The organism is Streptomyces flavotricini (genome assembly GCF_020639365.1).
GTDB classification, from domain to species: domain Bacteria; phylum Actinomycetota; class Actinomycetes; order Streptomycetales; family Streptomycetaceae; genus Streptomyces; species Streptomyces flavotricini.
On the sequence record NZ_JAINUL010000001.1, the window covers coordinates 7875649 to 7889222 of the forward strand.

Annotated in this window: 13 protein-coding genes; 3 read left to right on the forward strand and 10 right to left on the reverse strand. The window is 72.9% G+C overall.

All coding sequences use genetic code 11. The features are described from left to right. Positions 1 to 98: 98 nt before the first annotated feature. Positions 99 to 1718: a serine/threonine-protein kinase gene (locus tag K7B10_RS36010; RefSeq protein ID WP_229343218.1), complete on the forward strand. Its 1620-nt coding sequence runs from the start codon at positions 99 to 101 to the stop codon at positions 1716 to 1718. 24 nt (positions 1719 to 1742) lie between these two features. Here the strand turns inward: K7B10_RS36010 and K7B10_RS36015 are convergent, their stop codons facing one another. Genes K7B10_RS36015 through K7B10_RS36025 form a run of 3 tightly spaced genes read right to left on the reverse strand, consistent with a single transcriptional unit; the run spans position 1743 to position 4231 of the window. Continuing rightward, a complete protein-coding gene (locus K7B10_RS36015) occupies positions 1743 to 2618 on the reverse strand; it encodes an alpha/beta fold hydrolase (RefSeq protein WP_229343220.1) in 876 nt (291 codons plus the stop codon). Next, complete coding sequence (locus K7B10_RS36020; protein ID WP_229343222.1) at positions 2615 to 3352, reverse strand: TetR/AcrR family transcriptional regulator C-terminal domain-containing protein; 738 nt, start codon at positions 3350 to 3352, stop codon at positions 2615 to 2617. The genes K7B10_RS36015 and K7B10_RS36020 overlap by 4 nt, the downstream gene beginning before the upstream one ends. 12 nt (positions 3353 to 3364) lie before the next feature. Beyond that, positions 3365 to 4231, reverse strand: a complete 867-nt coding sequence (locus K7B10_RS36025; protein ID WP_229343224.1) for a class II aldolase/adducin family protein — start codon at positions 4229 to 4231, stop codon at positions 3365 to 3367. 150 nt (positions 4232 to 4381) lie between these two features. On the opposite strand from K7B10_RS36025, the gene K7B10_RS36030 reads away from it, so the two are divergent. Next, complete coding sequence (locus K7B10_RS36030) at positions 4382 to 5002, forward strand: GNAT family N-acetyltransferase (protein ID WP_229343226.1); 621 nt, start codon at positions 4382 to 4384, stop codon at positions 5000 to 5002. Between the two features lie 273 nt (positions 5003 to 5275). Continuing rightward, a complete protein-coding gene (locus tag K7B10_RS36035; RefSeq protein ID WP_229343228.1) occupies positions 5276 to 6376 on the forward strand; it encodes a sugar ABC transporter substrate-binding protein in 1101 nt (366 codons plus the stop codon). A gap of 84 nt (positions 6377 to 6460) precedes the next feature. Here K7B10_RS36035 and K7B10_RS36040 read toward each other — a convergent pair whose 3' ends face one another. From K7B10_RS36040 to K7B10_RS36070, 7 genes are all read right to left on the reverse strand, one after another. Continuing rightward, entirely contained in the window at positions 6461 to 7885 is a 1425-nt protein-coding gene (locus K7B10_RS36040) for a sensor histidine kinase (protein WP_229343230.1), read from the reverse strand. A gap of 46 nt (positions 7886 to 7931) precedes the next feature. Continuing rightward, positions 7932 to 8663, reverse strand: coding sequence for a response regulator transcription factor (locus K7B10_RS36045; RefSeq protein ID WP_229343232.1), 732 nt, complete (start codon positions 8661 to 8663; stop codon positions 7932 to 7934). Positions 8664 to 8683: 20 nt separating this feature from the next. Beyond that, positions 8684 to 9514, reverse strand: a complete 831-nt coding sequence (locus tag K7B10_RS36050; RefSeq protein WP_229343234.1) for a DUF5666 domain-containing protein — start codon at positions 9512 to 9514, stop codon at positions 8684 to 8686. Positions 9515 to 9546: 32 nt separating this feature from the next. Beyond that, the gene (locus K7B10_RS36055; protein WP_229343235.1) at positions 9547 to 10770 is read right to left on the reverse strand and encodes an ABC transporter permease; all 1224 of its coding nucleotides are present in this window, start codon (positions 10768 to 10770) and stop codon (positions 9547 to 9549) included. Further along, on the reverse strand, positions 10767 to 11642 hold the full coding sequence (locus K7B10_RS36060; protein ID WP_229343237.1) for an ABC transporter ATP-binding protein: 876 nt from the start codon (positions 11640 to 11642) through the stop codon (positions 10767 to 10769). The genes K7B10_RS36055 and K7B10_RS36060 overlap by 4 nt, the downstream gene beginning before the upstream one ends. After that, a complete protein-coding gene (locus K7B10_RS36065) occupies positions 11639 to 12991 on the reverse strand; it encodes an efflux RND transporter periplasmic adaptor subunit (RefSeq protein WP_229343239.1) in 1353 nt (450 codons plus the stop codon). The genes K7B10_RS36060 and K7B10_RS36065 overlap by 4 nt, the downstream gene beginning before the upstream one ends. A 203-nt stretch (positions 12992 to 13194) precedes the next feature. After that, the gene (locus K7B10_RS36070) at positions 13195 to 13425 is read right to left on the reverse strand and encodes a hypothetical protein (protein ID WP_229343241.1); all 231 of its coding nucleotides are present in this window, start codon (positions 13423 to 13425) and stop codon (positions 13195 to 13197) included. Positions 13426 to 13574: the final 149 nt, after the last annotated feature.

Sequence of the window (13574 nt, forward strand, 5' to 3'; positions counted from 1 at the left end):
GGGCACCGCTCGCGGTGCGCACTCGTCGGATAAGTTGACCCACCGGACGGTCCGCTCGCCGCGGGCCGGCAGAACCTGCGTGGGGGACGGGGGAGTCCGTGGAGTCTTTGCGGCCTGGTGACCTGCCGGAGATCGGCGGGTACCGCCTGCTGGCGCGGCTCGGCGAGGGCGGAATGGGCGAGGTGTTCCTGGCCCGGACCCCGTCCGGCCGGCCGCTGGCCCTCAAGACCGTCCACCGGGAGCTGAGCCTGGAGCCGGACTTCGCCGAGCGGTTCGCCCGGGAGATACGCACCAACGACCGCGTACGCAGCCCGTGGACGGTCTCGGTGGTGGACTTCAGCCCGCCCGGGGTGCTGCCGCAGTGGCTGGCGACGGAGTACGTCGCCGCGCCGTCCCTCGGCGACTGGGTGCGCGGGTACGGGCCGCTGCCGGAACCGGCCGTGTGGTGCCTGGCCCGGGAGCTGTCGGCCGCGCTGGTGAGCGTACGGGCGGTGGGAGTCGTACACCGCGACATCAAGCCGGCGAACGTACTGCTCGGCCCCGAGCGGCCCTTCCTCATCGACTTCGGCATCGCCCGCGCGGTACGCGACCCCCGTCACACGCAGACGGGTGCGGTCATCGGAACTCCCGGCTTCCTCGCGCCGGAGCAGGCGACCGGTGCGGTGGCGCAGGCGCCGGCCGACGTGTTCTCGCTGGGCGCCGTCCTCGTGTACGCGGCTACCGGCCGCAGTCCGTTCCTGAGGGGCGGTGAGGAGCTTTCGCTGCCGGCCCTGCTGTACCGGATCGTCCACGACGAGCCGGAGCTGGACGGTGTGCCGCGATCCCTTCTCGCGCTGCTAGGGGAGTGCCTGGCCAAGGACCCGGCCGCGCGGCCCACGGCCGAGGAGGTACGGGCACGGCTCGGCGCGGCGGCGGAGGGGGACTGGGGCGCGGCGGTGCCGCAGGCCCTGGTCGCGGAGGCCGGCCGCCGGCAGACCGAGCTCCGGGGGCTGCTGAGCGCGTCGCACCCGCCGGCCGGCGCCCCGGCGGGGGGCGGCACGGCGCCGGTTCCCCCGCCACCGCCGTTCGCCCCGGTTCCCCCGGGGGGCGACACCGGGACGGGAGCCCGATCGGGCGCCCGGCGCCGGCTGGTCATCGGCGCGGCAGCCGGCGCCGCCGCACTCGCGGCGGCCGTCACGCTCGGGATCGTGCTGTCGAAGGGCGGTGGCGACCGTCACGGAGGCGGGTCCGCCGCCTCGCCCCCGCCGTCCGCGTCATCGCCGGCCGCGTCATCGTCGTCCTCCTCCTCGGCGTCGACCGCCGGGTCCTCCGCCGCCGGCGCGTTGCCGCAGGCATGGGTCGGGACGTGGTCCGGCGTCGGCCCCGGCACCCCGAACGCGGACGGGATCACCCGGGCGAAGACGGGTGAGTTCACGGTGACGGTCACGCTGAACGCCGGGACCGCGGGCGAGATCGTGGGCAAGCAGGTCAGCACGGTCAAGGAGGTCCGCTCCGGGCGGAACCTGGGCTGCACGGAGGCCCTCAAACTCCAGCAGATCAAGGGGAGCACCGTGGTCTTCGCGGCGGTGACCAGCCACCCGACCGACCGGGAGGCCTCGTTCGACTGCCCCCAGGGCAACCTCTACGTGCTCACCATGGAGTCCGCGGACCGGCTGACGCTCGAATCCGAAGGGGCCCAGTCGGCCGGAGCCCCGGCGGCCCTGGCCCGCAAGCCCTGAATCCCGGTCGTTCCGCCGGGCGCCTCAGGGCGTCAAGAACGCGACCAGGGCCGCCGCCACCGCCTCCGGGTCCTCCAGCTGGGGGTAGTGCCCGACGGCCGGCGGACCCGTCAGCTCCACGACGCGGGCGTCCGGCAGGCGAACCCGGATCCGGGCCAGTACGTGGGCGCCGCTGATCGGGTCGGCGGGGCCCCACACGAACAGCGTGGGCCCGGCGAAGTCCTCCAGGGCCGAGACCCACCGGGCATGGTGCACACGGCGCTCGTCGATGTAGCGCAGCAGGCGCGGGGCGAGGCGGTGGCCGTCGGCGCGCGAGGCGGACACCCACAGATCGTGCAGGTCCCCGTCATGGAGGGGCCGGCCCAGCACGGTGCGCAGGCTCGCCCCGAAGCGGCGCTCGGTGGTGAACGGTGCCAGGAGCGGGCCGAGGGGGCCGTGCAGCAGGCGCTGGATCGGCACGGGGCGGTGCAGATCGGGGTAGAGGCCGCCGTTCAGCCAGGCCATGCGGGTGATCCGGGCCGGGTCGCGGGCCAGCAGCTCCTGACCGACGCTCACCCCGTAGTCGTGCGCGACCAGGGCCGTGGCGCCGATTCCGCACCGCCGCCAGACCTCCTCGACCAGCGAGGCCTGGTCGAGGACCGCGTAGCGGTGGCGCCGGGGCTTGTCGCTCTCCCCGAAACCGAGCAGGTCGAGCGTCGTCACCCGCGCTCCGGCCGCGGCGAGCACCGGTACCACGGCGGCCCAGTCGTGGGAGGAGGTCGGGAACCCGTGGACGAGGGTGACGGGTGGGCCCTGCGGCGGCCCGTCCTGACGTACGAAGACGCGGTGCCCGCCGATCCGCGCCGTACCGCCGCCTTCGGTCCACCGGTGCAGCGGTGGCAGGGCGCGTTCGCCGCTCATGCGCGGGCCTCCTCGGAGTGGCGGTGGTCCAGCCCGTACAGCAGGGTCCGCAGGCCGAACTCGAACTCGGCCTCGGAGTCGAGGGAGTTGAGCAGCTCGGCGTGGCGGTGGACGGACGGGTGGGTGAGCGGGGAGAGGGAGCCGAACAGCTCGGTCATCGCGGCGCGCTGTCCGGCGGTCCGGGCGGCGCCGCCGGAGTCGAGCACGGCGGCGCCGATCACGAAGTGGGTGACCGTGAGGTAGACGTGGACGGCCGACCGCGGTCCCCACCCGTGGACGAGGAGCTGCCCGAGGGCGTGTTCACGGGCGCGCAGGGCGTTGGGGCCCAGCAACTGCCCGGCGGTCAGCAGGGGGACGACCGCCGGGTGCGCCGCGAGGACCCGGCGGAACTCCAGAGCCCCCCGCTCCAGCCCGGCCCGCCAGTCTCCGCGCAGTTCGGGCAGCCGGATCTCGCCCAGCATGTGGTCGACGGTCTCGATGAGGAGCTCCTCCCGGCTCGCGACGTGCCGGTAGAGGGAGGTGTGGCGGACCTGGAGGCGCTCGCCGAGCCGGCGCATCGTGAGCGCCTCCAGGCCCTCCTGGTCGGCCAGTTCGAGCGCGCCCGCCGTGATCCGGTCGAGCGTCAGCCCGCCCTGGCGCGGCCTGCGCCGGTCGCGTTCGGCGTACCGGGCCTGCCACCAGGCGGGTGAGCCGGCCTTCGCGGAGGCCGGTTCGGTTTCGTGCCGGAGCGTCATGGGTGGCGGAGCCTACTCGAAGAGGTCGGGTTCCGTGCGGACGGTCTCGTCCCACAGCGGCTGGAAGGAGAACCACCCCGCGAGCGGGAACCCGGTCTGGTCCCGGGTGTGCCGGGCGGACTCGGGATCGATCAGGTGCGGAGTGCCCGCGGCCTCGGCCAGCAGCTGCGCCTGGGCGCTGCGCTCCATGGAGATGAACCACCAGGCCGCCTCGTCGACCGATGCGCCGACCGTGAAGATGCCGTGGTTCTGATGGATGACGGCCTTGTGCGGCCCCAGCCCCGCGGCGAGCTGTCGGCCGGCCTCCTCCTCGACCACCACGGCGCCGGCGCCGTCCCGGTGCACGGTGTGCTGTTCGTACACGGCGCAGGCGTCCTGCGTGATCGGGTCCAGCGGGCGCCCGAGGCTGGAGAAGGCCTTGCCGTGGACGGCGTGGGCGTGGCAGGCGGCGACCACGTCGGGACGGGCCGCGTGGATCGCGGAGTGGATCACGAATCCGGCCCGGTTGACGGGCCGCCTGCCGTGGCGGACCTGTCCTTCGTGGTCGACGAGGATCAGGTCGCTGACGCGGACGTGCCGGAAGGACATGCCGAACGGGTTCACCCAGAACATGTCGGTGTACTCCGGGTCCCGCACGGTGATGTGTCCCGCGACGCCTTCGGAGAAGCCGAGGCGGCCGAAGACGCGGCAGGCGCCGGCGAGCCGCTGCTTGCGGTGCTCGCGCTCCTGCGCGGGGTCGGTGAACACGGGCGGCAGTGGCAGCTCGAGGTTCTCCTGGCGGGGAACGAAGGCACTGCCGCGCCACCCGTTCCCACCCTTGGCCGGGCCGGCCTCCGGGTCCGTCTCGTCGTTTCCGTGGGTGCCCGTCATACGGTCCATGCCCCGCCTCATTCGATGATGCGTCCAGTGGACGCATATCTTGCGTCCACTGGACGCATGACGCAAGAGACCCGGGCCTGCGGCCACCTGGCACCGGACCTGCGGCCACCTGGCACCCCGGCTCGGGCGCTCAAGATCATCGGGTGCAGAATGACCCGTATGTCGATACCAAACACGCCGAAAACGGCGACGATTGACGACGCGTCAACGGTCGGCCGCACCCTGGCCCTCGCCTTCGACGACGACCCGATGATGCGCTGGTTCTTCCCTGACGGGGCCGCGCGTGCGGCGGGGCTGGGCCGGTACTTCAGCACGATCTTCACCCGGCAGTACGCGCGCCACGGCGTCTGCGAGTACACCGAAGCGGCGGCCGCCTTCTGGGTTCCGCCGGGCGCGCAGGACAAGGCCGTCCCCGACGCGGGGACCATCGGGGAGCTCTCGGAGATCCTGGGCGACCGGGCTGGGCTGTTCCGGAAGGCCGCCGAGGCCGCCGCGGGTGAGGGGCCCCAGGAGCCGCACTGGTACCTGGCCGTGATCGGCGCGGATCCCGCCGCCCAGGGCCGGGGCCACGGAGCCGCCCTCCTGCGCTCGGGCCTGGCGAGAGCCGACGCGGCGGGCCTGCCCGTCTACCTGGAATCCTCCAAGCCGGCCAATCTCCCCCTCTACGAGCACTTCGGCTTCACCGTGCTCGGCGAGGTCCAACTCCCGGGCGGGGGCCCGGCGCTCTGGCCGATGCGCCGCGGGCCGGCCCCGCGACCCGCCGGCGTCTGAGGGCTTCCACGACGGGAGGCGCCGTCGGCCCGCACGCGGCGCCTTCTCGAAATGTCGGGCCTTTGGCCGCTCTCACCTGTTCATGACTTGAACTCTCGTGGCCGCGAAAAATAGCAGGAAAAGTCAGGTCAATTTCCGAATTGCGTCAAAGCGGAGCGTGATGGCAACGTTGCCATCTCGTTAATAGTTCACTTCTTGACGGAGGTGTCGGCGCCGAGTTGACTGCGTCTACCTCGGCCGCATGAACACGGCCTGCTCAGGGAGGTTTACGTCGTGAACACGCAACTCGGTCGGGTCGTCGTTGTCGTCACCGCTGCCGCGGCATCCGTCTCGCTCGCCGCCTGCGGCAGTACGGAGGGCGCCGGCGCGGGCGGCTCCGCCAAGAGCGAGGCCATCAAGGTCGGCCTCCTGCTCCCGGAGGACCAGACGGCGCGTTACGAGAAGTTCGACAAGCCGCTGATCGAGAAGGAAATCGCCAAATTCACGCGTAACAAGGGCGAAGTGGTCTACGCCAATGCCAAGCAGGATGCGGCCGCCCAGAACGCTCAGGTCGACGCGATGATCGCCCGCAAGGTGAATGTCCTCATCATCGACGCGGTGGACGCGAAGGCCATTGCCGGGGCGGTCAAGAAGGCCAAGGACGCCCGTATTCCGGTCATCGCCTACGACCGCCTCGCCGAGGGTCCGATCGACGCCTACACCTCCTTCGACAACGAAGACGTCGGCAAGGTCCAGGCCAAGGCCCTGCTGGAGGCGCTCGGCGACAAGGCCGGATCAGGCCAGATCGTCATGATGAACGGCTCGCTCACCGACCCGAACGCCAAGGGCTTCAAGTCCGGTGCGCATTTCGTCCTCGACGGCAAGGTGACCATCGGCAAGGAGTACGACACCAAGGAGTGGAAGCCGGAGAACGCCAACGCCAACATGGCGGGTGCGATCTCCGCGCTGGGCAAGGGGAAGATAGTCGGCGTCTACTCCGCCAACGACGGCATGGCCGGCGGCATCATCAGCGCCCTCAAGGCCGCCGGTGTGACCCCGCTGCCCCCGGTCACCGGCCAGGACGCGGAACTCGCCGGCGTGCAGCGCATCGTCGCGGGCGAGCAGTACATGACCGTGTACAAGAGCTACGCCCCCGAGGCCGCGGCCGCCGCGGAGATGGCCGTCGCCCTCGCCCAGGGCGAGAAGATCGACGGACTCATCAACCAGATCGTCGACAGCCCGACCACCAAGGGCGTGCCCTCCGTGCTCGTCCCGGGCATCGCGCTGACCAAGAACAACATCAGGGCGACCGTGGTCGACGACGGCATCTACACCATCTCCGAGATCTGCACCGACAGGTACAAGGCCGCGTGCGACGAGATCGGCCTGAAGTAGCCCGCAAGGGCATGGAGCGGGTGGAATCCGGTGAACCGGCCTGAACCGGCCTGAACCGGCCTGAAACTTGCCGTCCGGTCACCGTCAGGCGGACTCCAGGCGGACGCGGAACAGCGCTCCGCCGCCCGGCGAAGTCTCCAGTTCCAGTACGCCGCCATGGGCCCGTACGAGCGCCGACGCGATCGCCAGCCCGAGCCCCGCCCCGCCGCCCGCCTGCCGGCTCCGGGAGGCGTCCACCCGGTAGAACCTCTCGAAGACCCGGGCCGCCTGCTCCGGAGTCAGACCCGGTCCGGAGTCGGCCACCTCGATCACCGCGCCGTCGCCCGCACTCCCCACGCCGATGCGCACCGGCGAACCCGCCGGGGTGTGGGCGACGGCGTTGCCGACCAGGTTGGCGATCACCTGGCGCAGCCGCGCCTCGTCGCCGTGCACCGGCGCGGGGCCGGGCAGGCCGACGCCGCCCGGACCCGTCAGCGTCACCTCGCGCGCCGGGTCCAGCGCGCGGGTGTCGTGCAGGGCGTCCACCGCGAGGGTGCGCAGGTCCATCGGGGCGAGCTCCAGCGGACGCTGCTCGTCCATCCGGACCAGGGTCAGCAGGTCCTCGACCAGACCGCTGAGCCGCACCGACTCGCTCTCGATCCGGGCCATGGTCCGTTTCACGTCGGCCTCGTCGGCGAGAGCGCCCATCCGGTACAGCTCGGCGAAGCCCCGGATACCGGCCAGCGGCGTCCGGAGTTCGTGACTGGCATCGGCGACGAAGCGCCGCATCTGCTCCTCCGAGGCGGCGCGGACGGCGAACGCCGACTCGATCTGGGCGAGCATGCCGTTGAGCGCGCTGGTCAGCCGTCCCGTCTCGGTGTGCGGCGAGGCGTCCGGCATCCGGTGCGAGAGCGGTCGCCCCGCCGAGATCTCCGCCGCCGTCTCCTCGATCCGCCGCAGCGGGCGCAGCCCGGCCCGTACCGCGAACCAGCCGGCGGCGGCGAGCAGCAGCGCCACCACGACGCCGATGAGCTCGAAGGCGGTGGCCAGGTGGTCGAGAGTGGAGGACACGTCGTCCAGCGGGGCCGCGACCACGACCCCGGCGGGCAGCGCCGGATCGTCGCTCCCCACCGGCACGATCAGCACCCACCAGGTGCCGTCACCGTGGTCGCTGGGGACCTCGAACGCCCGCCCCATCCGCTCCCGCAGCCGCGCCCCGTCCATGGCCGGCCACAGCGGGCGCGGATCCCCGGCCGCCACGGGCTCCCGGAACTGGTCGGTCACCCTGCCGTCGGCACCGGCGAACGCCACCACGTACTGGCTGGGCAGCCAGGCCCGTCCCGGCCCGCCCCCCGGCCGGCCCGGGTGCGGCTGCGGAGTGCCCTCGGCCCGGACCCGGTACGCCAAGGAGTCCCCGTACCGTTCGAGCTGCTGGTCCACCCGCCCCACCAGCTGCGCGCGCACCGATCCGAGTACGACGGTGTCGCTGACGGTCAGCCCGAGCGCGACCAGGGCGATCGAGAGCAGCACGAGCCGCGAGCGCAGCGAAAGGCCCGTGAGCCGGAGCCCCGCCACGTCAGGTCTGCGGGCGGCGCAGGACGTACCCGATGCCGCGCACGGTGTGGATGAGCTTGACGGCGCCGTCCGCGCCCGAGTCCACCTTGCGGCGCACGTACGAGATGTACGACTCGACGATGCTGAGGTCGCCGCCGAAGTCGTACGCCCACACGTGTTCGAGGATCTGCATCTTGGAGACGACGCGATCGGCGTGGGTCATCAGGTACGCGAGCAGTTTGAACTCGGTGGGGGAGAGGGAGACGGGCCGGCCGCCGCGCAGCACCTGGTGGCCCACCGGGTCCAGTTCGAGGTCGCCCGCGACCAGGCGGCCCTCGCCCGTCGGTGCGCCGGTGCGCCGCAGGATGGCGCGGATCCGGGCGATCAGCTCCTCCAGGCTGAACGGCTTGGTGACGTAGTCGTCCCCGCCGGCCGTGAGTCCGCTGATCTTGTCGTCGACCCCGTCCCTCGCGGTGAGGAAGAGCACCGGCAGGTGATCGGCCCCGGATCCGCTGCCGACCGCCTCGCGCAGGCGGCGTACGACGGCGAATCCGCTGATGTCGGGCAGCATCACGTCGAGCACCACCAGGTCGGGCCGCTCCTCGGCGACCGCCGCCAGCGCGTCGGCGCCGTTCGCCGCCGAGGTGACCCGGAAGCCGACGAACCGCAGCGAGGCGGACAGCAGCTCCCGGATGTTCGGCTCGTCGTCGACGACGAGCAGGCTCGCCTCGGGCGTGGCCGTGTCCCTGTCCAAGGGGGTTCCTCCTCTCGCGCTCAGCCCCGGCCGCCGCCTCCGCCCCCGAACCCGCCCGCGCCGCCCTGGGCGACGGTCGTCGCGGCGAGGTCTCCGGCGGGGTTCTGGCTGCCGCGCACGGTGACGGTCTGACCCGGCTGGAGGTCGGACACCTTGCCGCTCTTGGCCTGGGTGATCTGGGTATTGGTGTCGGTGATGACCTTGACGACGTTGCCCTGGGCGTCGGTGACGTAGAGGGTGGTGCCGTCGACGAGCTTCACCGTACCGGTGGTCACGCCGGCCCCCGCGGCCGGGCCGCCCGGCGCTGCGCCGAAGCCCTGCCGCCCCCCGCTCTGCCCGGTGCCGGTGCCGGTGCCGGTGCCGGTGCCGGTGCCGGTTCCGCTTCCGGCGCGGCCCTGGCCGGTGGCCCCGGCGCCGCCCTGCGCGGAGCCCGTACGTCCTTGGCCGCCCGCCCCGGCTGCGAAGTTCCGGCCGGCGGCTCCGGCGCCGGGCGAACCCTGCAGGTGGCTCTTCTCGACCAGGACGCCCCCGGTGAACGCGAGCCCGGCCACCACGCCGCCCGAGAGCACCAGCGTCAGCCAGGGCAGGCGCGGCCGCGGCGGTGCGGCGAGCTCCGCCGAGATGTCCCGGGTGTCCGGGGGCTCGGCGAGGATCCCCTCCGGATCTCCGCCGGGATCCCCCGTGCCGGAGCCCTCTCCGCCGGGGCCCTCCGCAACGGGGTGCTCCACGATCAGCTCCTCCGGGAAGCGGTCCGCTCCGGCCGCCGATGCGGTGAACACATCGGCGAACGGCGCGTACCGGTCGTCTCCCGCCTCGGGCTGCTTCTCCAGTTCGGTGCGGCGTCGTGCCATGTCAGCTTCTCCCTGTTCCCGCGTGTGCCGGCTCACTCGTGCCGCAGTGCTTCGATGGGCCGCAGGCTCGCGGCCCGGTTGGCCGGATATCCGCCGAAGAAGAGCCCGATCACCACGGCGATGGCGAAGGCGCCGACGACCGACTCCGGTATGACGACCGGCTTGATGCCGACGATGGTGAAGTGCGAGCCGATCAGCCCGGCCGCGACGCCCAGCCCGCCGCCGATCAGCGAGAGCAGGGTCGACTCGGCGAGGAACTGGCCGAGGATGACTCCCCGGGGTGCCCCGATCGCCTTGCGGATGCCGATCTCACGGGTCCGCTCGGTCACCGTGACCAGCATGATGTTGGTGATCCCGATCCCTCCGACCAGCAGGGAGATCGCGGCGACCGCGCCGAGCAGCACGGTGAACGTCTTGTTCGTGTCCGCTTGCGTGGTCAGGAGCGATTCCTGGCTGGACACCCGGAAGTCGAGGGCGGCCGGGTCCTTGATGCCGTGCCGCCCCATCAGGACGGTCGTGATCTCGCCCTGTGCCTCCGTCGTCGCCTCCGCGGACTTGGCCTCGACGAGGATCTGGCTGACCGAGCCGAAGCCGGTGAAGGCGTTCTGCACGGTCGGCAGCGGCGCGACCACCACGTCGTCAGGGTCCTGGAACCCGGTGCCGCCCTTGGCGGCGAGCACCCCGACCACGGTGAACGGCGTACCGCCGAGCACCATCTTCTTCCCGACGGGATCGGCCGTGCCGAACAGGTCCGTGGCGGTCGTCGCGCCGATGACGGCGACCTTGCGGGACGCCAGTACGTCGTCGCCGCTGAAGTAGTCGCCCTTGGCCACCTTGCTGTTGGAGGCCTTGAAGTACGCCGGGTACGTGCCGACGACCTGGCCGACCGTGTGCGAGGTGCCTTCGTTGAGGGCGGTCTGCGAGGTGGTGACCTCGGGCGCGACCGACTCGATGTGCGGGGCCGCCGACGGGTCGGCGAGCGCCCGCGCGTCCTCGACGGTCAGCGGCTTCGTGGCGCTCGCGGAGCCGGAGCCGGAGCGCGAGCCGCCGAATCCGCTGCCGGAAGAGACGGTCAGGGCGTTGGTGCCGAGCTTCTCGATGGAGTCCTTCACCGCCTGAGAGGAGCCGTTGCCCACCGCCAGGAGCAGGATCACCGCCGCGACGCCGATCAGTACCCCCAGCATCGTCAGGGCGGAGCGCACCTTGTTCGCCGCGAGGCCGCCGAAGGCGAAGCGCAGCGTCTGGAACGGGTTCACCGCAGACCTCCGGCCACGGAGTGCGCGCGCTCGCGCATCGCGGGCGGGGGACCGCCGACGGGAGCCTGCCGGACGTCCTCGACGATCTGCCCGTCCACGAGGCGCAGCACCCGCTTGGCGTGGCGGGCCACCTCGTCCTCATGGGTGATCAGGACGACGGTGCGGCCCGACGCGTTGAGCCGGTCCACGAGGGCCAGGACCTCCTCGGTGCTGTGGCTGTCGAGATTTCCGGTCGGTTCGTCGGCGAGCAGCATCGCGGGCGTGGTGACGAGCGCCCGGGCCACGGCCACGCGCTGCTGCTGGCCGCCGGAGAGTTCGTTGGGGCGGTGGTCGAGACGCTCGGCGAGTCCCACCAGGGTGAGTGCGGCCACCGCGCGCCGGCGCCGCTCGGCGGCCTTCACCCCGGCGTACGCCAGCGGCAGTTCGACCTGGGCCACGGCGCTCGTACGGGGTACCAGGTTGAAGGACTGGAAGACGAAGCCGATCTTGCGGTTGCGGACCAGCGAGAGCTGGTGCTCGTCCAGGCCGCCCACGTCGATCCCGTCGAGGAGGTAGCGGCCCGAGGTGGGTACGTCCAGGCAGCCGAGGATGTTCATCAGCGTCGACTTGCCCGAGCCCGAGCTGCCCATGACGGCCACGAAGTCCCCCTGCTCCACCCGGAGTTCGACTCCGGGTTGGCGGCCAGTGGCGGGATCGGGCGGCCCGCCGAGCGCGCGTACGGAGGCGTCGCCGTGCCCGTACGTCTTGAACAGCGCGCGCACCTCGATCACCGGTGGTGGTGTGCCGGGCCGGCGCGGCACCCCGGCCGTCGGCTGCCCGATGGGGGTGGTGCGCCCGGACGGTGCCCGGCGCGGCCACAGCGGCGGTGTCATCCGCGGCCACCCCCGCCCCCGCCGGTGCGGAAGCCGCCCCCGCCGCCGGCGGCCCCGCCGGCGCCGCGGTTGCGGGTCGCGCCCGCTCCGGCGCCGCCGGGGAAGGCGCCGCCCGGGAAGCCCCCGCTGCCGGTCGAGGAGACCGCGGTCAGCTGCACCTGCTCACCTTCGGCCAGGCCGCTGAGGATCTGGTCGGCGCTGTCGCCTTCGAGGCCGACGGTGACCGGCGTCCGTACGGCGGTGCCGTCCGCCTTGACGACGGTGACGGTACGGTTCGCGCCCGTTCCCGACACGGCGGCGGTCGGCACCGAGAGTGCTCCGGACGCCTCGCCGACGACGACCTGGATGGAGGCGCTGAGGCCGCTGCGCAGGTCGTCGGTCGGGCTCGTGATGGTGAGGGTCGCCGCGTACTGCACGGCGCTCCCGCCGCCCGAGTTGCCGCCGCCGGAGGACGAGCCGCTGCCGGTGGGCAGGGAACTGACCGACAGGACCTGGGCGTTGAGGACCTTGCCCGACATCGCGTTGAGCGTGACGGTGGCCGGCTGGCCCGGCTTCAGCTTGAGGGCGTCGGTCTCCGAGAAGTTCGCCGTCACCTGCATGCCGGACGGGTTGGTGAGGACCACGAATCCGGAGAGGGCGGACGAGGAGGAGGCGGCGCCGGACGAGGCGGAGCCGGCACTCGAACCGCCGCCGTTGCCGCCACTCGTACCGCCGTTGCCGTTCGTGCCGGAGACCGTGTCGCCCACCTTCGCCGACACGGAAGCGACCGTCCCGGCGGCCGGTGCCTTCAGCGCGGTTCCGTCGACGGCGCGCTGCGCGGATTCCACCGCGTTCTGCGCCTGGGTGAGCTGGGAGCGGGCCTGGGCCACCTGCGCCGCGTCCACGGTCGGCGCCGGGGCCGGCGCGGAACCGCCCTTCGACGAGGAGGAGCCGCCGCTCGATGCCGAACTCGAATTCACCTGCCCGGCCTCGGCCTTGGTGACATTGGCCTGGGCCGCGGTCAGTGCCGCACGGGCCTGGGTGAGCGTCTCCGTCGCGGCGGTCGCGTCGACCTTCCCGAGCAGCTGTCCCTTGGTGACCTTGTCCCCCGGTTTGACGTCGACCTCGGTGAGCCGCCCGCCGGTGGTGAAGTTCACCCCGGCATCGCTCGGCGAGCTCAGCGACCCCGAGCCGGACACCGTCGCGAGCACGGTGCCCTTGGAGACCGCGACGGTCCGCGCGCCGCCGCGCGCCGGACCGTCACTGCCGCCGGTCACCGCCGCGTACGCGCCGCCGGCGCCCGCGAGGACCGCCACTGCGAGCACCGAGTTGATCAGGGCGGCCCTGCGCCGCCGTGGGAGCACGTTCATGGGACGGGAGCCTGGCCGCCCGCACTTTGGAGGTTCTGGGAGATTCCTGGGAGTTCCCTGGGAACGCCACGCCCTGCCGAAGCGGGCATAACCGCCCATCCGCCGCGTACCGCGCGGCCTCTGACCACCCCGGGGGCGAGGGGGCCCGCGCACTGTCAGGAAACTCCCAGCGGATGCCCTGGTCGCCCCCATCTCCGTGCGGTTCAGTCGCTGTCGCCGATGCGCCCGAGCCGCCGGCGGCCCGCCCCCCCCCCGAGGAGACCGACGGACATGCCCTGGATCACGCCCCGGCCGACTGCGGCACTGTCCGCCGTGGCCCTCGCGGCCTGCGGGCTGCTGCTCGCGGGTTGTTCCTCCGGCACGGGCGCCGCGAGTACGGCGGCCGGCGCGTCCGCCTCCGCCGCCGCGTCCCCGTCATCGGGCGCCGGGACCATGGAGGCGTACCGCCAGTGCCTGGCCCAGCACGGTGTCACGATGGCGCCGCGCCCGACCGGTTCGCGAGGACCCGGTGGCGGTGGCGGTGGCTGGGGCGGCGCGTCCGCAGGCCCCGGCCGCAGGGCGCCGGCCGACCCGCGGCGCAACG